Raw genomic sequence first — 22,094 nt, forward strand, 5'->3', positions numbered from 1 at the left:
CTCAGGACTCCTGGTTCACTTCGACGTAGACGGCGCCGCCGTCGATCTTCACGGGGTATACGGGGACCGGCAGGTTCGCCGGGGGGCCCGAGGGGCGACCGGTGCGCAGGTCGAAGCGCGAGCCGTGCAGCCAGCACTCGATCGCGCAGTCCTCGACCTCGCCCTCGGACAGCGAGACGTTGGCGTGCGAGCACACGTCGTTGATCGCGTACACGTCGCCCTCGGTGCGCACGAGGGTCACCGGGACGTCGTCGAGCACGACGCGCAGCGGTGTGTCCTCGTGCAGGTCGCCCTCGGCACAGGCCTTCAGGTAGCTCATCGGGCGCCGCCCTCGAGGCGAGCCTCGATCTGCTTCATCAGCCGCTCCTGGAGGTCGGCGATGCCGACCCGGGCGATCACCTCGGCGAAGAAGCCGCGCACCACCAGGCGGCGGGCCTCGTCGGCCGGGATGCCGCGCGACTGGAGGTAGAACAGCTGCTCGTCGTCGAAGCGGCCGGTCGCGCTGGCGTGTCCGGCGCCGGCGATCTCGCCGGTCTCGATCTCCAGGTTGGGCACCGAGTCGGCGCGGGCGCCGTCGGTGAGCACCAGGTTGCGGTTCAGCTCGTAGGTGTCGGTGCCCTCGGCCGCGGCGCGGATGAGCACGTCGCCGATCCACACGGTGTGCGCGTCGGCGCCCTGCAGGGCTCCCTTGTAGGTGACCAGGCTGCGGCACTGCGGCACGTCGTGGTCGACGAACAGGCGGTGTTCGAGGTGCTGGCCGGCGTCGGCGAAGTACACGCCGTACAGCTCGGCGTCGCCGCCCGGGGCGTCGTAGACCACGCGCGGGAAGAGCCGGACCAGGTCGCCGCCGAGGGTGACCACCACGGAGGTGAAGGACGCGTCGCGGCCCACCCGGGCCAGGTGCGCGCCCACGTGCACCGAGTCGGCGTCCCAGTCCTGGATCGAGACGACCTTGAGCTTCGCGCCGTCGCCGACGATGAACTCGACGTTTTGCGCGTAGGTGGTGGAGCCCGCGTGGTCGAGCACCACGGTCGCCTCGGCGAACCGCTGGACCTCGATCGCGACGTGCCCGAAGGCGGTGCCGCCGGCGCCGCGCAGGTCGATCACGATCGGCTCGGCGAGCTGGGTGTCCTTGCCGACCACGACGAGGGTGGCCTTCTCGAACGAGCTGTACGCCTGGGCCGCGACCCGGTCGACGGGTTTGCCGGCCCGACCGATGCGCGCGTCGGAGCGGTCGACGGTCTCGACGGTGACGCCCTCGGGTGCGGTCACCGAGACGGTGACCTCGCCGCGCTCGGCCGCGGCCGCGGTGCCGTCGTGCAGACCACGCAGGCGGGCCAGCGGGGTGAACCGCCAGTCCTCCTCGCGGCCGGTCGGCACGGCGAAGTCGGCCACATCGTAGGAGGCGGCGGCGACCTGGCGGGCGTCGGCGGGCTGGGCGACCGAGCGGCCGGTGCCGGGGCCGGCGAGCACGTTCTCGGCCCCGGCCTCGCGCACGGCGATCGATCCGGCGGTGGTGCTACCGGGAGTGTTGGTGTTCGCAGCCATGGACTAGCCCACAGCCCCTTCCATCTGAAGCTCGATCAGGCGGTTCAACTCGAGGGCGTACTCCATGGGCAGTTCGCGCGCGATGGGCTCGACGAACCCGCGCACGATCATCGCCATGGCCTCGTCCTCGGTCATGCCGCGGCTCATGAGGTAGAACAGCTGGTCGTCGGAGATCTTCGAGACGGTCGCCTCGTGACCCATCGACACGTCGTCCTCGCGGACGTCGACGTACGGGTAGGTGTCCGAGCGGCTGATCGTGTCCACGAGCAGCGCGTCGCACTTGACCGACGAGGTCGAGCCGTGCGCGCCCTCCTCGATCTGCACGAGGCCGCGGTAGGAGGTGCGGCCACCGCCGCGCGCCACCGACTTGGACACGATGTTGGACGAGGTGTTCGGGGCGCAGTGCACCATCTTCGAACCCGCGTCCTGGTGCTGGCCCTCGCCCGCGAAGGCGATCGACAACGTCTCGCCCTTGGCGTGCTCGCCGAGCAGCCACACGGCCGGGTACTTCATGGTGACCTTGGAACCGATGTTGCCGTCGATCCACTCCATCGTGGCGCCCTCGTGGGCCACCGCGCGCTTGGTCACCAGGTTGTACACGTTGTTCGACCAGTTCTGGATGGTCGTGTAGCGCACCCGGGCGTTCTTCTTGACCACGATCTCGACCACGGCCGAGTGCAGCGAGTCCGACTTGTAGATCGGCGCCGTACAGCCCTCGACGTAGTGCACGTAGGAGCCCTCGTCGGCGATGATCAGCGTGCGCTCGAACTGGCCCATGTTCTCGGTGTTGATCCGGAAGTAGGCCTGGAGCGGGATCTCCACGTGCACGCCCGGCGGGACGTAGATGAACGAGCCGCCCGACCACACCGCGGTGTTCAGCGCGGAGAACTTGTTGTCGCCGGTCGGGATGACCGAGCCGAAGTATTCCTTGAACAGCTCCGGGTGCTCGCGCAGCCCGGTGTCGGTGTCCAGGAAGATGACGCCCTGCTCCTCCAGGTCCTCGCGGATCTGGTGGTAGACGACCTCGGACTCGTACTGGGCGGCGACGCCCGCGACCAGGCGCTGCTTCTCCGCCTCCGGGATGCCGAGCCGGTCGTAGGTGTTCTTGATGTCCTCGGGCAGGTCCTCCCACGAGGCGGCCTGCTTCTCCGTGGAGCGGACGAAGTACTTGATGTTGTCGAAGTCGATGCCGGAGAGGTCGGAGCCCCAGGTCGGCATGGGCTTCTTGCCGAAGAGCCGAAGGCCCTTCATGCGCTGCTTCAACATCCACTCGGGCTCGGACTTCTTCGCCGAGATGTCGGCGACGACCTCCTCGGAGATGCCCCGGCGCGCGGAGGCGCCGGCGGTGTCCGAGTCGGCCCAGCCGTACTCGTAGGTGCCCAGGCCCTCGAGCTCGGGGCGAGCGTCGGTGGTCATGAAGTAGTCCTCCCGGAAGCCGGGTCGGCGGCGGTCGATTCCCGCGAACGGGAGGGGCCCCGGCGCGGCGGATTCTGGTCTTCGCTGGTTTTCGAAACGGGGGGTGCGGCCGGCGGACCGGACGAGCCGGTCCTGCGACCGGTCGGACCGGCCGTTTCAGCCTGTACAGCAGGAACGTGCGTGGTGCAGACGCCGTCGCCGTGGGCGATGGTCGCCAGCCGTTGCACGTGCGTGCCGAGAAGGCGTGCGAACACCTCGGCCTCGGCCTCGCAGAGCTGTGGGAACCGCTCGGCGACGTGCGCCACCGGACAGTGGTGCTGGCAAAGCTGCTCTCCGCCGGGTGCGGGCCGCGCACTCGCGGCATACCCGTCGGCGGACAGCGCCTCGGCCAGCGCTCGGGCCCGCTCCCCGGTGGGCGCGGACTCGACCGAGGGACGATACCTCTCCTCGCGGGCGGTAAGCCGCTCGCGGGCAAAAGTTGCCACCGCCTCGGTGCCGAGCCGTTCGGCCACGAAGCTCAGCGCCTCGGCCGCAAGCTCGTCGTATTCCTGGTGGAAACCGGAGCGGCCGGCGTCGGTCAGCGCGAACAGCTTGGCCGGACGACCCCGGCCCCGGCGCCCGTAGACGCGCTGCTCGCCGGCCACCAGCACACCTTCGGCGAGCAGTGCGTCGAGGTGGCGACGCACCCCCGCCGGGGTCAGCTCCAGCCGCTCGGCCAGGTCCGCCGCGGTGGACGGGCCGTGTTCGACGATCGACCGGGTGACCCGGTGCCGGGTGCCCTCGTGGCCGTCGTGTTCGGGCGTGCCGGCACCCGGGACGGTCGCCCGCCTCGGTGCCTCCTCGCTCGTCCGCGCGTTTTCCACAACACCATTGTTGCGTTAATAGTGCGCCAGGCCAAACGGCGTCCGCGTGGAGTCCATCACTTAGGTGTACCTAACATCACACTCCTCTCGGCATGGCGTTCGACCTGCGGATTCATCTGACGCCCCGTCAGTCCCGAGGTGTTCCGGCCGTTCTCGCCGGCCCCGGCACGAGGGGTGCCCGGGGCTTTCTAGACTGACTCGTCATGGACTCCTCGTCGCCGGCAGTCGCGCTCACGGGCCTGGTCAAGCGCTACGGCGACAAGACCGCCGTGGACGGGCTCTCGCTCACCGTCGAACGCGGCCGGGTCACCGCCGTGCTCGGCCCCAACGGCGCCGGCAAGACCAGCACGATCGAGATCTGCGAGGGCTACCGGCGTGCCGACGCGGGCGAGGTCCGGGTACTCGACCTGGACCCGGTGCGCGACGCCGCCGCGCTGCGGCCCCGGATCGGGGTGATGTTGCAGTCGGGGGGCGTGTACTCGGGAGCGCGCGCCGAGGAGATGTTGCGCCACGTCGCCAAACTGCACGCACACCCCCTGGACGTGGCGATGCTGATCGAACGCCTGGGCCTGGGCTCGTGCGGGCGCACCACCTACCGCCGGCTGTCCGGCGGCCAGCAGCAGCGCCTGGCGCTCGCGCTCGCCGTGGTCGGCCGCCCCGAACTGGTGTTCCTGGACGAGCCGACCGCCGGCCTGGACCCGCACGCCCGGCACGCCACCTGGGACCTGGTGCGCGAGCTGCGCGCCGACGGGGTGAGCGTGGTGCTCACCACACACCTGATGGACGAGGCCGAGAAGCTGGCCGACGAGGTGGCGATCGTGGACCGCGGCCGGGTGATCGCGTCCGGCTCGCCCGAGGCGCTGTGCCACGACGGCGCGGAGAACTCGTTGCGCTTTTCCGGCCCGCCCAATCTGGACATGGGCTCGCTGCTGAACGCGCTGCCCGAAGGCGCCAAGGCGTTCGAGGTCTCGCGCGGCGCGTACCGGATCGAGGGCGAGATAGACCCGCAACTGCTCGCCACGGTCACCTCCTGGTGCGCGCAGCACGGGGTGATGCCGGAGCGGCTGACGGTGGAGCGGCGCAGCTTGGAGGACGTGTTCATGGAGCTGACCGGACGGGAGCTGCGGAGTTGAGCGCGGTGGCGAAGGCTGCGACGACGCAGGACGAGACGCGCGGTACGTTCACGCCCGCGCCGGGGGCGGCGCCACTGGGGCGGATGATCCTGGCGCAGAGCGCCCTGGAGACCCGGATGTTGCTGCGCAACGGCGAGCAGCTGTTGCTGACGGTGATCATTCCGACGCTGCTGCTGGTGGTGTTCAGCTCGGCCGACCTCGTGGACACCGGGGACGGCGACCGGGTCGACTTTCTGGCACCGGGGCTGCTCGCGCTGGCGGTGTTGTCGACCGCGTTCACCGGGCAGGCGATCGCGACCGGGTTCGAACGGCGCTACGGCGTGCTCAAGCTGCTGGGCTCGACCCCGCTGCCCCGGTGGGGGCTGATGGTGGCCAAGACCGCGTGTGTCCTGGTGGTGGAGATCCTCCAGGTGGCGCTGCTCACGGCGATCGCGTTCGGACTGGGATGGTCGCCGCACGGGAACCCCGTGTGGGTGATCCTGCTGCTGCTCCTGGGCACGGCGGCGTTCTCCGGGCTCGGCCTGCTGATGGCCGGCACGCTGCGGGCGGAGGCGACCCTGGCGGGCGCGAATCTGGTGTTCATCCTGCTGCTGCTCGGCGGCGGGGTGATCGTGCCGCTGGACAAGTTCCCCTCCGGGGTCGAGCACACGCTAGCGCTGCTGCCCATCTCGGCGCTGTCGGACGGGCTGCGCGACGTGCTCCGGGACGGATCGGGTCTGCCGCTGGGCGATCTGGCCATCCTGGCGGTCTGGGCGGTTTTGGGCCTCGGCGCGGCGGCGCGCTTCTTCCGCTGGGAGTGAGGCCGGAGCGGGGTCGGGGCGGGCGCAGACCGACACCCCTGGTGCGCTTGTGAATTCGTTCACGACGTAGCATGTCGCGCATGAGTCTGCAGGCCGTCTCCCCACTCGTCGCGCGCCGCGTGTTCCTCGCGAACCTGGTGGCGCAGATCGGCATCGTCGTCACGGGCGGTCTCGTCCGACTCACCGACTCGGGCCTGGGGTGCGACACCTGGCCCCGATGCGACAGCGACACGAGCAACTGGACGCCGCACGAGGCGGTCGGCCACCACGCGTACATCGAGTTCGGCAACCGCATGCTGACCTACGTGGTCGGCGCGATCGCGGTGGCGTGCGTGGTGGCGGCGTACCGGATGACCGCGCGCCGCAAGGACATCACCACGCTGGCCTGGATCCAGATCGGCACGGTGGTCGGCCAGGCGCTGCTCGGCGGCATCACCGTGCTCACCGACCTGCACCCGATGGCGGTGGCGAGCCACCTGCTCCTGTCGATGTTGCTGATCGCGTCGGCGGTGGCGCTGTACGAACGCTCCGGCGAGGGCGACGCGCCGGCCCGATTCCTGGTCCGCCCCGAGATCCGCTGGTTCGGCTACGGCACCCTCGGCCTGGCGGGTGCCCTGATCGTGATCGGCACCGTGGTCACCGGCTCCGGCCCGCACGCGGGCGACCTCAAGGCCAAGCGTTTCGACGTGGACATCGACCAGATCGCGTGGCTGCACGCCGACCTGGCCTTCCTCCTCCTGGGCGCGGCCGTCGCCCTGGCCCTGGCCCTGCGCGTCACCGACGCCCCCCAGGCCGCCCAAACGCGCGTGTGGTGGCTGCTCGCCGTCCTGATCCCCCAGGGCCTGATCGGCTACATCCAATACTTCAACGGCCTCCCCGAGTGGATGGTCCTCACCCACATGCTCGGCGCCGCCCTCACCGCGGTCACCGCAACAAGAACCCTCTTCGCCCTCCGCACCCGAGGCGACGAGCCCCGGGAGGCCGCCGCCGAGCCCGAAACCGAAGCCCGCGAACCGGTCGCCACCAGCTACTGAGCGCCGCACCCGTGGAGACGGACCGGACCCCGGCGGGTCCGGTCCGTCTCGGTGTTCTCGGGCGGCGTCGCCCGGGTCAGCTGCTCGGGACGGCCAGGAGGAGGGCGAAGCGGAGTTGGGCGTCGGTCCACCACTGGCGGATCGTGAAGCCGGCCCCGGCGAGTTCGGCTTCCAGTGGCTCGCGGCGGAATTTGGTGGAGATCTCGGTGCGCAGGTGTTCACCCCGGGCGAAGTCGACGGACAGGTCCAGGGGCGGGATCTTGACCGTCTGGTCGATCCTGGAGCGCAGGTGCATCTCGATGCGCTCCTCGGCCGCGTTCCACAGCGCCACGTGGTCGTAGGCGTCGGGGTCGAAGTCGGCGTCGAGTTCGCGGTTGAGCACGTGCAGGACGTTCTTGTTGAACTCGGCCGTGACACCCTGGGCGTCGTCGTAGGCGGCGACCAGCACGGCCGGGTCCTTGACCAGGTCGACCCCGAGCAGCAGGGTGTCGTCGGCGCTCAGCGCGCGGCGCAGGATGCGGTAGAAGGCCGTGCGCTGGGCGGGGTCGAGGTTGCCGAGCGTGCTGCCCAGGAAGCTGAGCAGGCGTGGACCCGGCTCGTCCGCCAGGGCGAGTTCATGTTCGAAGTCGGTGACCGTGGCCGCGACCCGCAGTGCCGGGTAGTCGCGGCACAGCGCCTCACCGGCCTGGACCAGCGCCGAATCGCTCACGTCCAGCGGCACATAGCGCTCCAGCGTGCCCGCCGCGGTGAGCGCGTCCAAGAGCAGCCGGGTCTTGCGGGACGAGCCCGAGCCCAATTCGATCAGCGAGTGGGCCCGCGTCGCCGCGGCGATCTCGGGGGCGCGCCGGGTCAGGATCTCCTGCTCGGCGCGGGTCGGGTAGTACTCGGGCAGCCGGGTGATCTCCTCGAACAACTCGCTGCCGCGCGCGTCGTAAAACCACTTGGGCGGCAACGACTTGCTCGGCGCGGTCAGTCCGTGGCGCACGTCGGCGCGCAGGGTGGTGTCGAAGTAGTCGGCCGGCAGCCGGTGGTCGAGGGTGAATCGGCTGTTCATGGGACGCCGTTCCTGTGGTGCGGATGACGGACGTGCGGCGACGGGTCGCACGGGACGGATCGGGGCGATGCGGACGCCGTCGCGGGTGGCGACGAGGAGGGAGTGGTCGGGTACCTCCTGCCACGGGCCCCAGGTCGCGTCCGGGTGCTCGTCGGGCTCGGAGGCGACCAGGACCCGGCCGGGGCCGGTGCGGTACCAGAGGGTGTCCGCGTAGCGGGTGGCGAACACGGTCCGGCCGTCGGTGAGCAAGAGGTTGAGCCGGGCCGTCGGACGCACTTCGGCGATCCGCCGGACCACGTCGACCAGCGCGCCGCCGACCGGCTCGCGCTGCCGCAGCCGGCGCGCGAGCAGGGCCCAGATCAGCGCCGAGTCGCAGCGCGCCTCCATCTCCAGCAGGGCGGCCTGATCGAGCGCGGGCCCGACCGGCAGCCGGGTCCAGTCCGGGACGGCGCCGTTGTGGCTGAACAACCACGCGCCGTCCCGGTACGGCGCGGCCGCCGCCTCCTCCTGACTGGTGCCGGCGGTGGCGCTGCGCACGGCGGCCAGGAACGCCCCGCTGCGCACGGTCCGGGCCAGGTCGGGCAGGTTCGGATCGGCCCAGATCGGCAACGCGCGCCGATAGCGGGCGGGTTCGACGTCCGCCGGATCCGCGTCCGGGCCCGCGTCGGGATACCAGCCGAAGCCGAACCCGTCGACGTTGACCGTCCCGTACCGCTGCCGGCGCGGCGCCCAGGACTGCTCGTACAACCCGCGCGTCGGCTCCAGCAGCACCGACGCCAGCGGGATCTCCGGCCCCAGATAGGCCAGGTGACGGCACATCAGCCCGCCTCCCCGGGCGCCGCGTCGCGCGCGGTGCGGAATCCGGCGAAGATCTGCCGCCGGATCGGCAGGTCCCAGTTGCGGAACGTGCCCCGGGCAACCACCTCGTCCACCCCGAACGCGCCGCCGCGCAGCACCTTGTGCCCGGGCCCGAAGAACACCTCGGAATACTCCCGATAGGGAAACGCCGCGAACCCGGGGTAGGCGGTGAAGTCGGAGTCGGTCCACTCCCAGACGTCGCCGAGCAACTGCCGTGCCCCGGAAGGCGCGGCGCCCGCCGGATACGCCCCGGCCGGCGCCGGCCGCAGATGCCGCTGGCCGAGGTTGGCGTGCTCGGGCGTGGGTTCGGCGTCGCCCCATGGATACCGCCGCGACCGCCCCTCGGCCGGATCGTGCCGCGCCGCCTTCTCCCACTCGGCCTCGCTCGGCAACCGCCGCCCGGCCCAGCGCGCGTAGGCGTCGGCCTCGTACCAGCACACGTGCACGACCGGCTCGTCCGGCGGCACCGGCTCGGTCCGGCCGAACCGCCGGCGCAGCCACGTGTCACCGTCGCGCCACCAGAACAGCGGTGCGCGCAGCCCGGCTTCGTCCCGATGCCGGCGCCCCTCCGGGGTCCAGCACTCGTCCCGGTCGTATCCGCCGTCGGCGATGAACTCCAGATAGGCCGCGTTCGTCACCGGCACGGTGTCCAGCCAATACGCCGCCACCTCGACGGTATGCGCGGGCCGCTCGTTGTCCAGGGCCCACCCGTCGGTGTCGGTGCCCATCTCGAACGGCCCGGCCGCGACCAGCACTTCACGCGGCAACCCGGCCGCGTCCGGCGGCGCCGCGGGCGGTTCGGGGGCGTCCAGGACGGCCGGTCCGGCGCGCAGCTGGTGGGTGGCGAGCATGGTCTCGTCGTGCTGCTGCTCGTGCTGGGCGAGCATGCCGAACACGAACCCGTGCGCCAGGAGCGGATCACCGTCGGGGTCGAAGTCGGCGCCCTCCAGCACCTCCAGCGCCCGGACCCGCACCTCGCGGACGTAGTCCCGGGCCGGATCGGGCGCGAGCAGCGGCAGGGCCGGCCGGTTCGCGCGAGGGTGGCGGAACGCGTCGTACAGCGCGTCCAGATCCGGGCGCAGCGCCGGGCGCCCGCCGGCCCGGCGGACCAGCCACAACTCCTCCTGGTTTCCGATGTGCGCCAGGTCCCAGACCAGCGGCGACATCAACGGGGAGTGCTGGGCGGTCAGTTCCTCGTCGGTCAGACACTCGGTCAGGGCCAGCGTCCGGCGCCGGGCCCGCGCCAGCGCGGCCTCGGCTATCGATTTCGCGGACGTCGAGGTTTCCGACTGCTTCAGCGACGTCATCGACAGGTCCTTTCGAGCAGATCGTCGGCGGGACATCGGCCCCGTTCGGCGTAGCGCCGGGTGAATTCGGCGACGGCCGCACGGACCGGGCCGGGCGCGTCGGCGTCGGCCAGCGCATTCTCGGTGGCGGCGAAACAGGCGAGGATCACCTTGCCGAGCACCGGGTCGGCGGGTCCGATCCGGGCGGCGCGCCGCCAGACCGCCTCGGTCGGTACGGTCTCGCCGTCGGCGCACAGCGGCTCGGTCGCCGCCCAGGCCGCCTCGGCCGCGACCGGGTCGTCCAGCAGGGTGGCGGCCATCGCGGCGGGCACAATCCAGTCCCGGCCGCACTGCGCGTCGATCATCCGCAACTCCAGCCAGCCACGAGGGCGCACCGGCGGGAAGAGGGTGGTCAGGTGGTAGTCGAGGTCGTCGAGGGTGGGTGGCCGCATCCCGGGTACACCGCGCAGCCAGGAGCGGAAGGTCAACCCCTCCGGGGCGTTCCAGCCGTCAGCCGTGGCGCCGCGCAGGCACAACAGCGGCGCGTCCAGCGCGTAGCGCGCCCACGCGGCGCGCGGGTCGCCGTCGATGCCCGGCGGCGGGCCGGGCGGCCGGGTACGGCCGGGGTCCATCCGGGCCCAGACCAGTTGCCGGGTGGACCGCCAACCGGTCGGCTTGCCCTGCCACAGCGGTGAGTTGGCGAACGCGGCGACCAGTACCGGGCCCAGCCGGTGGGTCAACTCCCAGCGCGATCGATAGCCGCGAAGCCCCGCGCTCTCGTCGCCCGCGTCCAGGTTGACCTGCACGGACGCGGTGCCGCGCATCATCATCCGGCCCCAGGAGCCGTCCCGGTCGAAGTACGCCTCCATCGCCCGATAGCGCGGATGGTCCAGCACGCGTGCCGGGTTTCGATACGGCTCCAGGCCGTGGCCCGCGAGTACGAGTCCGCGGGTGGCCAGCGCCTGCTCCAGGGCCGTCATGTCGGCGCGGAGGTCTCGGGCGCATCCGGCGAGCGTGTCGGCGGGCGGTGAACTCAGTTCGACCTGCCCACCCGGCTCGCGGGTCAATCTGCTGCCGAACGGCAGCCCCTGCGCCTCCAAAGGGGCCAGGGCCTCGTCCAAGCGCTTTGGCGCCACCTCCCGGTGGGCGTCGGCGCCGTCGCGCACGATCCATTCCAGTTCGATCCCGACCCGCGCGGGCGGGCCGGTCTTGAAGCACACCCCGTGTACATGGGCCTGTGCGTCGTCCTCCCGCAGAGTGGCAGCCATCGCGCACGCACTCCTTCGATCCCTCGCGTGGTCCCGCTTCCGGGCCCACTCGTGGCCCCCAGTGTGGCCCTCCCATCACTTCCCGGTCTGCTGTACCCGGCAATCGCGACCCGAACACCCGTACCTCCGGGAGCGAGACCGTCGGGTTGCCGCATTCGCCCGATTATGGTGCGCGAAATGTAACGGTGTGGCAGGAAACGGGCCGCCGTCGACGGCCGTCCGCGCACCGGGCCGGCGGCATGCGAAAGGGCGGGGCGGAAGCCGATCCCGGCCTCCACCCCGCCCTTCGGGTACGGCTAGTGCTCCGGCAGTCGCGCCGCCGCGGCCCGGTCGAGCAGCCACAGCGTCGCGCCGGTGCCGTAGGCGCCGGCCGCCGGGGTCTTCGTGGGGTCGGTGGAGGTCCGCGCCGCCGCCACCGCGTCGGCCTTGTCCTCGCCCGCCGCGAGCAGCCACACCTCGTGGGCGGCTCGGATCGCCGGGAAGGTCAGGGTGATCCGGGTCGGCGGAGGCTTGGGGGCCTCGCGGACCGCGACCACCGTGCGCCCCGTCTCCTCCGTCGCCGCGAAGCCCGGGAACAGCGACGCGACGTGTGTGTCGGGGCCCACCCCGAACATGGCCAGGGTGAACGCCGGCACCGGCGCACCCTCGGGCGCGGCGGCGGCCAGTTCGGCGGCGTACCGCGCCGCCGCCGCCTCCACGTCGTCCCCGTCCGGACCGTCACTGGCCGGCATCGGGTGCACCAGCTCCGGCAGCACCGGGACGGTGTCCAACAACGCCTCACGCGCCTGCGTCTCGTTCCGGTCGGCGTGGCCCGCCGGCAGGAACCGCTCGTCGCCCCACCACACGTGCAGCCGGTCGAAGTCGATCGCGCCCAGCGTGGGCGTGAGCGACAACTCGTGCAACAACGCGTTGCCGTTGCGGCCACCGGTGAGCACGATGTGCGCCACGTCGAACTCGGCCTGCGCGTCGGCGACTCGCTGGATCAACCCGGTCGCCGCCGCCTTGGCGAGCAGCGCCGTGTCGGCGTGCACCCGAACCGGGCCGTGCGGGCTCACGCGCCGTCGCCCTTCTTCTTCCGAGGCGCCCGATCGGCCGTGTTCTTCGGCGCGGCGGCGGGCGCGCCCTCGTCCGCCACCCGCCCCCGCGCGGAGGGCCGCTTCGCCCCCGCCGCGCTCGACGTGCGCTTGACCGGCGGAGCCGTACCGACCTCCTTCTTCGCCTTCCGGAGCGGCGCCTCGCCCTCCTCGGCCTTCTCCACGTCGCTCACCGGCGTCTGCGACACGGGCGACTCGGTGAACGACGCCGCCGACGGCTCCCGCGCCGCCTCCAACGCGGCCCGCGCCAACGTCGCCGCGTACACGTCGTCCGGGTCCAGCCGGCGCAGCTCCTCGGCGACCAGGTCGGAGGCCTCGCGCCGCTTGAGCGCGACCACCCGGTCCGGCTGACCGGGCGAGGACAGCGACGCCATCATCCCGTCGGGGCGGTCGATCACGATCTCGCCGTCCTCGGTCACCAGCGTGACCGCGGTGATCCCGGGGCCGTTGGTCTCCACCCGCTCCACGTCGACCTCCAGGCGGTCGGTCAACCACAGCGCGAGCAGTTCCGCGCTCGGGTTGCCCGCCTTGGCGCCGACCTTCGCGCTCAGGATCCGGCTGTACTTCTGGTCGAGCGCCGCGGCCAGCAGGCTGCGCCACGGCGTGGTGCGGGTCCAGGCCAGGTCGGTGTCCCCCGGCGTGTACGCGCTCGCCCGCAACCGCAGTACATCGGCCCGGCGCGGCGGCGCGGCGGCGTCGGTCACCCGGCGGGTGGCCAGCGCGCCGAGCAGGTCCTTGCTCGGCACCTCCGGCGCACGCCCCGGCCACCACACCACGACCGGCGCGTCCGGCAGCAGCAGCGGCAGCACGACCGACTCGGCGTGGTTGGCCAACTCGCCATGCATGCGCAGCAGTACGGTCTCGCCCACGCCCGAGTCGCCGACCCGGACCTCGGCGTCCAGGCGCGGCGCGATCTCCGCTCCCGGACGGCCGATCACCACCAGGATCCGCGAGGGGTGCTCACGGGCGGCGGTGCTCGCGGCCTTCATCGCGTCGTACTGGTTGGCCTCGTCGGTGACGATGACCAGGGTGAGCACCATGCCGAGGGTGGGGCTGCCCATTCCTCGGCGAGCCTCGACCAGCGCGGCATTGATCTTGCTCGATTTGGTGTCCGTCAGATCGATCATCATGGGCGGCGCCAGCTCCGTCCGTCACGTGCGAGCATCTCGTCGGCCGCGTCCGGACCCCAGGTCCCGGACACGTAGGGCTCGGGCTTGCCGTGCTGTGCCCAGTGCTCCTCGATCGGGTCGAGGATCTTCCAGGACAGCTCGACCTCCTCGTGCCGGGGGAACAACGGGGCGTCGCCGAGCAGCACGTCGAGCAGCAGGCGCTCGTACGCCTCCGGGCTCGACTCGGTGAACGACTCGCCGTACGCGAAGTCCATGTTGACGTCGCGCACCTCCATCGCGGTGCCCGGCACCTTGGAGCCGAAGCGCACCGTCATGCCCTCGTCCGGCTGCACCCGGATGACCAGGGCGTTCTGCCCCAGCTCCTCGGTCGCGGTGGCGTCGAACGGCAGGTGCGGAGCGCGCTGGAAGACCACGGCGATCTCGGTGACCCGACGGCCGAGGCGCTTGCCCGCGCGCAGGTAGAACGGCACGCCCGCCCAGCGGCGGTTGGCGATCTCCAACTTGATCGCGGCGTAGGTGTCGGTGCGCGAGTCCGGCGGGATGCCGTCCTCTTCGAGGTAGCCCTTGGCCAGCTCGCCGCCCTGCCAGCCGCGGGTGTACTGGGCCCGCACCGTGCCGCGGGAGAGGTCGTCGGGCAGCTTGACCGAGCCGAGCACCTTCAGCTTCTCGGCCACCAGCGCGTCGGCGTCGAAGGACACCGGCTCCTCCATCGCGGTCAGCGCGAGCAGTTGCAGCAGGTGGTTCTGGATCACGTCGCGCGCGGCGCCGATGCCGTCGTAGTAGCCGGCCCGGCCGCCGATGCCGATGTCCTCGGCCATGGTGATCTGTACGTGGTCCACGTAGGAGCGGTTCCACAGCGGCTCGAACATGGTGTTGGCGAAGCGCAACGCCAAAATGTTCTGGACGGTCTCCTTGCCCAGGTAGTGGTCGATGCGGAAGACCGACTCGGGCGGGAAGACCTCGTCGACGACCTTGTTCAGCTCGCGCGCGCTCTTGAGGTCGTGCCCGAACGGCTTCTCGATCACCACGCGGCGCCACGAGTCGGCCCTGGGGTCGGCGAGTCCGTGCTCCTTGAGCTGGCGGACCACCTCGGGGAAGGCCTTCGGCGGCACCGACAGGTAGAACGCGTGGTTGCCCTGGGTGCCCTGCTGCTCGTCCAGCTCGTCGATCGTCTGGCGCAGCTGGTCGAACGCCTTGCCGTCGTCGAACTCGCCCTGGACGAACCGGAATCCCTCGGACAGCTGCTGCCAGACCTCTTCCCGGAAGGGGGTCCGGGCGTGTTCCTTGACCGCCTCGTAGACCACCTGCGCGAAGTCCTGGTTCTCCCAGTCGCGCCGGGCGAACCCGGTCAGCGCGAAGCCCGGCGGCAACAGGCCGCGGTTGGCCAGGTCGTAGATCGCCGGCATCAGCTTCTTGCGGGACAGGTCGCCGGTGACGCCGAAGATGACCAGGCCCGACGGGCCCGCGATGCGCGGGAGTCGGCGGTCCTGGGGGTCGCGCAGCGGGTTCTCCGGCCAGACGGCCGGCTTGCTCTTGCCGGCTTTGGGGCTCATCGAGCCGCTCCGTCCGCGAGGGCGCGGGCGGCGTCGAGCAGTTGCCCGAGTCCGGCCGCGCGGTCGGTCAGGTGCAGGCGCAGGACCGGGCGCTCGCGCGAGGTGATCGCGCCGAGGTCGCCGAGGGCCTGGGCCAGTTGCAGGCGGCCGAAGCTGTACGGCTTGGCCGGGACGTCCAGGTCCTCGGTGTTGGCGCCGGTGATCTGGAGGAAGGCGCCGACGGCGGGGCCCCCCTTGTGGAACTGGCCGGTGGAGTGCAGGAATCGAGGTGCCCAGCCGAAGGTGACCTGCTGCCCGTCCAGCGCCTCGGCGAGCAGCGGGCGCAGCTTGGGCGCGTCGGTGTCGCCGAGCCGGTCCAGGTAGGCCATCACCGCGAGGTAGCCGTTGTCGGGCACCGCGGCCAGCAGCGCGCGCAGCGCCCCGGTCACATCGCTCGCGCCGGCCAACAGCTCGGCGTCGCCGTGTACTTCGACCGCGCCGTCGACGAAGGCTGGTGTGCCCACCGGCAGCGGTCCGTCGTCGCCCGCGCGCTCGAGCAGCGCGCCGGTGTTGTCCTTGGACTCCTGCACATTGGGCTGGTCGAACGGGTCGATGCCGAGCACCCGGCCGGCCACCGCGGTCGCGTACTCCCACAGCAGCAACTGCGCGCCCAGCGGGCCGGACACGCGCAGGTCGGCGGCGAGGCGCTCGATGTCCTCGGCGCCGATGACCACGCGCACCGCGTCGGGGCCGCTCGCGTGGTCGAACCCGGGCGCGGTCGGGCCCTCGACCACGACGGGCAGGATGCCCCGACCCTGCTTGCCGGTGGATTCGGCGATCAACTGCTCGGCCCAGTCGCCGAATCCGACGATGTCGCCGCTGTTGGCCAGGACCAGCTTGTCCCGGCCGTGGTTGGCGGCGGCCCCGAGCACCGCGCCGAGCAGCAGGCCGGGGTTGTCCCGATCGCCGGCCAGCGTCGGGGCCAGCGCCGCGGCCTCGTCGAGCAGGCGTTCCACATCCACGCCGGCCAGCGCGCTGGGCACCAGGCCGAACGCGGTGAGCGCGGAGTAGCGGCCGCCGACGTTGGGGTCGGCGAGCACGATGGTGTAGCCGGCGTTGCGCGCGGTGTTCTCCAGCGGCGAGCCGGGGTCGGTCACCACCACGATCCGCCCCGCGAGCTGGTCGTTGGTCAACCCCTCGTCGAGGAAGGCCTGTTCGAACGCGCGGCGGTGGCTGTCGGTCTCCACGGTGCCGCCGCTCTTGCTGGAGACGACCACGACGGTGCGCTCCAGGTCGTCGCCGAGCGCGCGGCGGACCTGGGCGGGGTCGGTGGTGTCGAGCACGGTGAGCGGCTTGCCGTAGGTGGCGGTGATCACCTCGGGGGCCAGCGAGGAGCCGCCCATGCCGGCCAGGACCACGTGGTCCAGGCCCTCGGCGGCCAGCCGCTCGCGCAGTTCGGCGAGTTGCGGCAGCAGCGCGCGCGAGGAGGCGGGCAGGTCCACCCATCCCAGGCGGATCGCGGCCAGCGACTCGGCGTCCGGGCCCCACAGGGTGGCGTCGGAGGCGGCCAGGCGCGCGGGCACCTTGTCCACGACGCAGGCGGTGATGACTTCGGCGACTGCGGCGGAGTGAACGAGGTCACCGGAAACGGTGACGTCCACGCCGCCTGCGGTCACGCGTTCGTCGTTTGCGTGTACCACGGGCGGTCAGCCCTCCTATTAATGGGGTGGGAGTGTGCTGAAATCATGCCCTGATTGCGTGGATTACCCGTCCCGCCGCCGCCGAACGGGTCACGTGCGGCGGTGGCGGGACGAGCGGGTACTGCGCCGGTCGGCGAGGGAGGCCGACCGGGTGCAACGGCCGTTCGACGAGGTGGGCGTCAGCCCTTGGCGAGCCGGTCCAGCTCGCCCTGTACGGAGGCGAGCAGCTCGTTCCAGGAGGTCTCGAACTTCTCGACGCCCTCCTCCTCCAGCAGGTCGACGACCTCGTCGTAGGAGATGCCGAGCTTGGCGATCGTGTCGAGGTCGGCCTGCGCCGACTCGTAGGTGCCGTGCACGGTGTCGCCGGTGATGGAGCCGTGGTCGGCGACCGCGTTCAAGGTGGCCTCGGGCATGGTGTTCACCACGCCCTTGACGACCAGGTCGTCCACGTACATCGTGTCGCGGTACGCCGGGTCCTTGACGCCGGTCGAGGCCCACAGCGGGCGCTGCGGCCGGGCCCCGGCGGCGGCGAGGGCCTGCCAGCGCTCGGTGCCGAAGACCTCTTCGTACGCCTGGTAGGCCAGTCGCGCGTTGGCCACCGCGGCCTTGCCCGCCGCGGCCTTGGCCTCGTCGGTGCCGAGCGCGGCCAGCCGCTTGTCGATCTCGGTGTCCACGCGGGAGACGAAGAACGACGCGACCGACTCGATCTTGGAGATGTCGAGACCGGCGGCGCGGGCGCGCTCGATGCCCTCGATGTAGGCCTCCATCACCTCGCGGTAGCGGGCCAGCGAGAAGATCAGCGTGACGTTGACGCTGATGCCCTCGGCCAACGCCTGCGAGATCGCGGGCAGCCCGGCCTTGGTGGCGGGGATCTTGATGAACAGGTTCGGCCGGTCCACGAGCCACCACAGCTGGCGCGCCTCGGCGCTGGTGGTCTCGGTGTCGTGCGCGAGGCGCGGGTCCACCTCGATGGACACCCGGCCGTCGAGGCCGTCGGTGGCGTCGTAGACCGGTCGCAGCACGTCGCACGCGTGACGCACGTCGGCCGTGGTGATCATGCGCACGGCCTCTTCGACCGTCACACCACGCTTGGCGAGCTCGCGCAACTGCGGGTCGTAGACGTCGTTGCCGGAGATCGCCTTCTGGAAGATCGCCGGGTTCGTGGTGACACCCACGACCTCGCGGTCGCGGACCAGTTCCTGGAGGTTGCCGGACTCCAGCCGCGCCCGGCTCAGGTCGTCGAGCCACACGGCCACGCCCTCGGCGGACAGGCGGCGCAGGGGTTCCGTCATGACACTTTGCTCCTTATCGAGTGGGCGGCCGGATCCGGCCGCGTCGTGGGCGGCGGATCGACGCCCGGCGTGGGCGGTGTCGGGCGGGTGTTCCCACCCGACACCGCCCACCGGGTCACATGATCTTCAGCTACCGGCGTGCGCCAGGGATTCCCGAGCGGCCGAAACGACGGCCTCGTGGGTCAGCCCGAACTCGGCGAACAGCTTCTTGTAGTCCGCGGACGCGCCGAAGTGCTCCAGCGAGACGATCCGACCCGCGTCGCCGACCAGCTCGCGCCAGCCCTGGGCGATGCCGGCCTCGACCGACACGCGCGCCTTGACCGACGGCGGCAGCACCTGCTCCCGGTACGCCTGGTCCTGCTCGTTGAACCATTCCAGGCAGGGCAGCGAGACGACCCGGGTGGGCACGCCCTCGGCCTCCAGCACCTCGCGCGCGGCGACCGCGATCTGCACCTCGGAACCGGTACCGATCAAGATCACCTGCGGGGTGCCGCTGGACGCCTCGGCGAGCACGTAGCCACCGCGCGCGGTGCCCTCGGCCGAGCCGAACTCGGTGCGGTCCCAGGTGGGTACGTCCTGGCGGGTGAGCAGGATGCCGGCCGGGCGGTCGGTGGTCTCCAGGATCTTGCGCCAGGCCACCGAGACCTCGTTGGCGTCACCGGGGCGGACCACGTCCAGGCCCGGGATCGCGCGCAGCGCGGCGATGTGCTCGATCGGCTGGTGGGTGGGGCCGTCCTCGCCGAGACCGATCGAGTCGTGCGTCCAGACGTAGGTGGTGGGCAGCTTCATCAGCGCGGCGAGCCGGACGGCCGGGCGCATGTAGTCGCTGAACACCAGGAAGGTGCCGCCGTAGATGCGGGTCCCGCCGTGCAGCGCGATGCCGTTCATGGTCGAGCCCATGGCGTGCTCGCGGATGCCCCAGTGCACGGTGCGCCCGTAGGGGTTCGCGCCCTTGAGGGAGTTGCCCTCGGGCAGGAACGAACTGCCCTCGTCGATGGTGGTGTTGTTGGACTCGGCCAGGTCGGCCGAGCCGCCCCACAGCTCGGGGATGACCGGGCCGAGCGCGGCGAGCACCTTGCCGGACGCCTTGCGGGTGGCGACGGGCTTGCCGGCCTCGAACTCCGGCAGCGCCTTCTCCCAGCCGTCGGGCAGCCGACGGGCGGAGATGCGGGCGTGCTCGGCGGCGCGCTCGGGGTTGGTCTCGGCCCACTTGGAGAACGCGCTCTTCCACGCGTCGTGCGCCGCACGGCCGCGGTCGACCACCTGGTGCGCGTGCGCGAGCACCTCGTCGGCGACCTCGAAGGTCTGCTCCGGGTCGAAGCCGAGCACCCGCTTGGTGGCCGCGACCTCGTCGGCGCCGAGCGCCGAGCCGTGCGCCTTGCCGGTGTTCTGCGCGTTCGGCGCGGGCCAGGCGATGATCGTCCGCATGGCGATCATGGTCGGCCGGCCGGTCTCCGCCTTGCCCGCCTCCAGGGCCGCGTGCAGCGCCGCGACGTCGATGTCGCCGTCGGCCTGCGGCTCGACCCGGATGGTGTGCCAGCCGTAGGCCGCGTAGCGGGCGAGGACGTCCTCGCTGAACGCGGTCTCGGTGTCGCCCTCGATCGAGATGTGGTTGTCGTCGTAGAGCACGACGAGGTTGCCCAGCTTCTGGTGCCCGGCGAGCGAGCTGGCCTCGGCGGAGATGCCCTCTTCCAGGTCGCCGTCGGAGGCGATCACCCAGATGGTGTGGTCGAACGGGGAGGTGCCGGGAGCCGCGTCCGGGTCGAACAGGCCGCGCTCGTAGCGGGCCGCCATCGCCATGCCGACCGCGTTGCCCACGCCTTGGCCGAGCGGCCCGGTGGTGGTCTCGACGCCGGCGGTGTGGCCGTGCTCGGGGTGGCCGGGGGTACGGCTGCCCCAGGTGCGGAACGACTTCAGGTCGTCCAGGGTCAGGCCGTAGCCCGACAGGTAGAGCTGGGTGTACAGGGTCAGGCTGGTGTGGCCCGGGGACAACACGAAGCGGTCGCGACCGGTCCAGTCCGGGTCGGTCGGGTCGTGGCGCAGGAACTTCTGCCAGATGAGGTAGGCCGCCGGGGCCAGGCTCATGGCCGTTCCGGGGTGGCCGTTACCGACCTTCTGAACGGCGTCCATCGCGAGCACACGAGCGGTGTCGACGGCTCGCTTGTCGAGGTCGCTCCAGTCGAGAGAGCTGTTGTCGGGGGTCGGCTTGGTGCTCACCCTTGTCAGGGCTCCTTCCGGGGTCTTCCGGGATAGGCCGAATGATTGCGGCCGGCTCGGGACCTTCGCCCCGGCGCCTCAGGCACGTGGCCGAGCCTACCGGGGGCGGCATGTTCCCTCGCTCGGAGGACGGCCACCCGGGTGGTGACGTCGACCGTGTGGTTCACCCCGATGTCCACGTGATCGAACCGACCGCGGGGACACGCGGGACGAGGCACGACGCGTGGTGGGCACGGGACGGCGCACGCGGCGACCTTCCGGTCGGCTACCCGGCAGTGCGGCGGGCATGCCCCGGAGGCTTCGTGCCCCTGGTGAGGGACTACAGTTTCCTGCTAGTGGGTCCGGGCCTCGACGTCTCGACACCGCTTGCCTTCCGCTCACGTATTGACGAGCAAACCGGCTTCCGGGCGGCACCCGGGCCCGGCCGAAAACGCTGCTGATGGGGTGTTCGTGACAGCCGTCGAATCCCGACCGGCCGGGCTGGTGGGAAATGCGCCCGCAGGCGCCCGCCCGCCGATGGCCCGGGTTCTCGCATTCGTGGCCCTCACCAAGCCGCGCATCATCGAACTGCTGCTGATCAGCACGATTCCGGTGATGTTCCTCGCGGCTCACGGGCTGCCGGATCTGGGTCTGGTGTTGCTGGTCGTCTTCGGCGGTTACCTCTCGGCGGGCAGCGCCAACGCCTTCAACATGTACATCGACCGGGACATCGACCGGCTGATGCACCGCACCGAACGGCGGCCGCTGGTCACCGGAATGGTGTCGCCGCGCGAGTCGATCGTGTTCGCGAGCGCCCTCGGGGTGATTTCCACCGCGTGGTTCTGGTTCCTGGTCAATCCGCTGTCGGCGGCGCTTTCCGTCTTCGCGATCTTCTATTACGTCGTCGTCTACACGATGTTGCTGAAGCGGCGCACGCCGCAGAACATCGTCTGGGGTGGTATCGCGGGTTGTATGCAGGTGTTGATCGGCTGGACCGCGGTCACGAATTCGCTGGACTGGGCGCCGGTGGTGTTGTTCGCGGTGGTCTTCTTCTGGACCCCGCCGCATTATTGGCCGCTGTCGATGAAGTTCACCGACGACTACACCAATGCCGGTGTGCCGATGTTGCCGGTGGTCGCGGGCAACAAGGTCGTCGCGAACCAGATCGTGCTCTACAGCTGGGTCATGGTCGGGGTGTCGATGCTGCTGTGGCCGGCCGCGGACACCGGGCCGCTGTACCCGATCGCCGCGGCGGTGCTGGGGGCGGCCTGGTTGTGGGAGGCGCACGGGCTGCAGCGTCGGGCCAAGGCCGAGGTGACCGGCGCGGGGCTCAAGGAGATGCGGCTGTTCCACTGGTCGATCACCTACCTGACGCTGCTGTTCGTCGCGGTCGCGGTCGACCCGCTGCTGTTCTGAGCCGGTTCCGGCGCGGCTCCCGTGCCGTGCCGCCGCCGGTGCGGCGCGACGTGATCCGCACCACGCGCGATTGCGCCGGATCCGGTGACGCCCCGTCGGTAATGTGGGCGCCATGACGGACACCGAGACCACGACGGCCACGCCGGAACCGGGTTCCCCGGATGCGCGGGTCGAGCGACAGGTGCGCAGGATCGCCAAACACATCGAGCGCTTCACCGCCGCGCACGGCGGCGGGGGCGACGCGGTCGTCGAGTACGTCGGCCGCGACGCGACCCGGATCGTGCTCGTCGGCACCGACGGGGCCTGGGGCGACCAGGTCGTGCGCAACCGCGACATCGCCCGCGCGGCGATCGTGAAGGCGGGCGTGACGCTGCACGAGGAGTTCCCGAACGAACTCGCGGCGAAGGTGCGCACGACCGAGTTCGAGTGGTCCCGGATGGCGGGCCTGCAACTGGGCGGCGCGCAGGGCTGACG

General features: G+C 71.5%; 18 protein-coding genes and 1 pseudogene. 5 read left to right on the forward strand and 14 right to left on the reverse strand.

Features of this window, described 5'->3' with window-relative positions; all coding sequences use genetic code 11:
* Position 1: 1 nt before the first annotated feature.
* The 4 genes from ACH4XV_RS11900 to ACH4XV_RS11915 are packed head-to-tail and all read right to left on the reverse strand — an operon-like array spanning position 2 to position 3,827.
* Positions 2 to 319, reverse strand: coding sequence for a non-heme iron oxygenase ferredoxin subunit (locus tag ACH4XV_RS11900; protein ID WP_078977699.1), 318 nt, complete (start codon positions 317 to 319; stop codon positions 2 to 4).
* Positions 316 to 1,548, reverse strand: a complete 1,233-nt coding sequence (gene sufD, locus ACH4XV_RS11905) for a Fe-S cluster assembly protein SufD (protein WP_395788841.1) — start codon at positions 1,546 to 1,548, stop codon at positions 316 to 318. The genes ACH4XV_RS11900 and sufD overlap by 4 nt, the downstream gene beginning before the upstream one ends.
* Positions 1,549 to 1,551: 3 nt before the next feature.
* Complete coding sequence (sufB, locus tag ACH4XV_RS11910) at positions 1,552 to 2,964, reverse strand: Fe-S cluster assembly protein SufB (RefSeq protein WP_078977698.1); 1,413 nt, start codon at positions 2,962 to 2,964, stop codon at positions 1,552 to 1,554.
* The gene (locus ACH4XV_RS11915; protein WP_395788843.1) at positions 2,961 to 3,827 is read right to left on the reverse strand and encodes a helix-turn-helix transcriptional regulator; all 867 of its coding nucleotides are present in this window, start codon (positions 3,825 to 3,827) and stop codon (positions 2,961 to 2,963) included. The genes sufB and ACH4XV_RS11915 overlap by 4 nt, the downstream gene beginning before the upstream one ends.
* Before the next feature lie 203 nt (positions 3,828 to 4,030).
* On the opposite strand from ACH4XV_RS11915, the gene ACH4XV_RS11920 reads away from it, so the two are divergent.
* The 3 genes from ACH4XV_RS11920 to ACH4XV_RS11930 all read left to right on the forward strand — a co-directional run bounded on the left by ACH4XV_RS11920 (position 4,031) and on the right by ACH4XV_RS11930 (position 6,794).
* On the forward strand, positions 4,031 to 4,960 hold the full coding sequence (locus ACH4XV_RS11920) for an ABC transporter ATP-binding protein (RefSeq protein WP_395788845.1): 930 nt from the start codon (positions 4,031 to 4,033) through the stop codon (positions 4,958 to 4,960).
* Between the two features lie 83 nt (positions 4,961 to 5,043).
* On the forward strand, positions 5,044 to 5,760 hold the full coding sequence (locus tag ACH4XV_RS11925; RefSeq protein ID WP_126641407.1) for an ABC transporter permease: 717 nt from the start codon (positions 5,044 to 5,046) through the stop codon (positions 5,758 to 5,760).
* A gap of 80 nt (positions 5,761 to 5,840) precedes the next feature.
* Positions 5,841 to 6,794, forward strand: a complete 954-nt coding sequence (locus tag ACH4XV_RS11930; RefSeq protein WP_395788847.1) for a heme A synthase — start codon at positions 5,841 to 5,843, stop codon at positions 6,792 to 6,794.
* Between the two features lie 76 nt (positions 6,795 to 6,870).
* Here the strand turns inward: ACH4XV_RS11930 and egtD are convergent, their stop codons facing one another.
* From egtD to tkt, 10 genes and pseudogenes are all read right to left on the reverse strand, one after another.
* Positions 6,871 to 7,848 (reverse strand): L-histidine N(alpha)-methyltransferase, encoded by a 978-nt coding sequence (gene egtD, locus ACH4XV_RS11935; protein WP_395789964.1) that lies wholly within the window; start codon positions 7,846 to 7,848, stop codon positions 6,871 to 6,873.
* A gap of 117 nt (positions 7,849 to 7,965) precedes the next feature.
* Positions 7,966 to 8,667, reverse strand: a pseudogene (gene egtC / locus ACH4XV_RS11940) (ergothioneine biosynthesis protein EgtC); the annotation flags it as partial.
* Entirely contained in the window at positions 8,667 to 10,013 is a 1,347-nt protein-coding gene (gene egtB, locus ACH4XV_RS11945) for an ergothioneine biosynthesis protein EgtB (protein ID WP_395788849.1), read from the reverse strand. The pseudogene egtC and the gene egtB, both read right to left, overlap by 1 nt.
* Entirely contained in the window at positions 10,010 to 11,260 is a 1,251-nt protein-coding gene (gene egtA, locus ACH4XV_RS11950; protein ID WP_395788851.1) for an ergothioneine biosynthesis glutamate--cysteine ligase EgtA, read from the reverse strand. The genes egtB and egtA overlap by 4 nt, the downstream gene beginning before the upstream one ends.
* A 296-nt stretch (positions 11,261 to 11,556) precedes the next feature.
* Positions 11,557 to 12,315 carry a 6-phosphogluconolactonase gene (gene pgl, locus ACH4XV_RS11955; protein ID WP_395788853.1) on the reverse strand — a complete coding sequence of 253 codons (759 nt, stop codon included), beginning with the start codon at positions 12,313 to 12,315 and terminating at the stop codon, positions 11,557 to 11,559.
* A complete protein-coding gene (gene opcA / locus ACH4XV_RS11960) occupies positions 12,312 to 13,484 on the reverse strand; it encodes a glucose-6-phosphate dehydrogenase assembly protein OpcA (protein WP_395788855.1) in 1,173 nt (390 codons plus the stop codon). The genes pgl and opcA overlap by 4 nt, the downstream gene beginning before the upstream one ends.
* Positions 13,481 to 15,037, reverse strand: a complete 1,557-nt coding sequence (zwf, locus tag ACH4XV_RS11965; protein WP_395788857.1) for a glucose-6-phosphate dehydrogenase — start codon at positions 15,035 to 15,037, stop codon at positions 13,481 to 13,483. The genes opcA and zwf overlap by 4 nt, the downstream gene beginning before the upstream one ends.
* On the reverse strand, positions 15,034 to 16,716 hold the full coding sequence (locus ACH4XV_RS11970; RefSeq protein WP_395788859.1) for a glucose-6-phosphate isomerase: 1,683 nt from the start codon (positions 16,714 to 16,716) through the stop codon (positions 15,034 to 15,036). The genes zwf and ACH4XV_RS11970 overlap by 4 nt, the downstream gene beginning before the upstream one ends.
* 179 nt (positions 16,717 to 16,895) lie before the next feature.
* Positions 16,896 to 18,008 (reverse strand): transaldolase, encoded by a 1,113-nt coding sequence (gene tal, locus ACH4XV_RS11975; protein WP_395788861.1) that lies wholly within the window; start codon positions 18,006 to 18,008, stop codon positions 16,896 to 16,898.
* A gap of 126 nt (positions 18,009 to 18,134) precedes the next feature.
* Positions 18,135 to 20,225 (reverse strand): transketolase, encoded by a 2,091-nt coding sequence (gene tkt / locus ACH4XV_RS11980; RefSeq protein WP_395788863.1) that lies wholly within the window; start codon positions 20,223 to 20,225, stop codon positions 18,135 to 18,137.
* Between the two features lie 450 nt (positions 20,226 to 20,675).
* Between tkt and ACH4XV_RS11985 the strand changes: the two genes are divergently transcribed.
* Positions 20,676 to 21,620 carry a heme o synthase gene (locus tag ACH4XV_RS11985; protein WP_395788865.1) on the forward strand — a complete coding sequence of 315 codons (945 nt, stop codon included), beginning with the start codon at positions 20,676 to 20,678 and terminating at the stop codon, positions 21,618 to 21,620.
* Between the two features lie 112 nt (positions 21,621 to 21,732).
* Complete coding sequence (locus tag ACH4XV_RS11990; protein ID WP_395788867.1) at positions 21,733 to 22,092, forward strand: hypothetical protein; 360 nt, start codon at positions 21,733 to 21,735, stop codon at positions 22,090 to 22,092.
* Positions 22,093 to 22,094 lie beyond the last annotated feature (2 nt).

The sequence above is a fragment of the Embleya sp. NPDC020630 genome (assembly GCF_044334985.1).
Classification (GTDB): domain Bacteria; phylum Actinomycetota; class Actinomycetes; order Streptomycetales; family Streptomycetaceae; genus Embleya.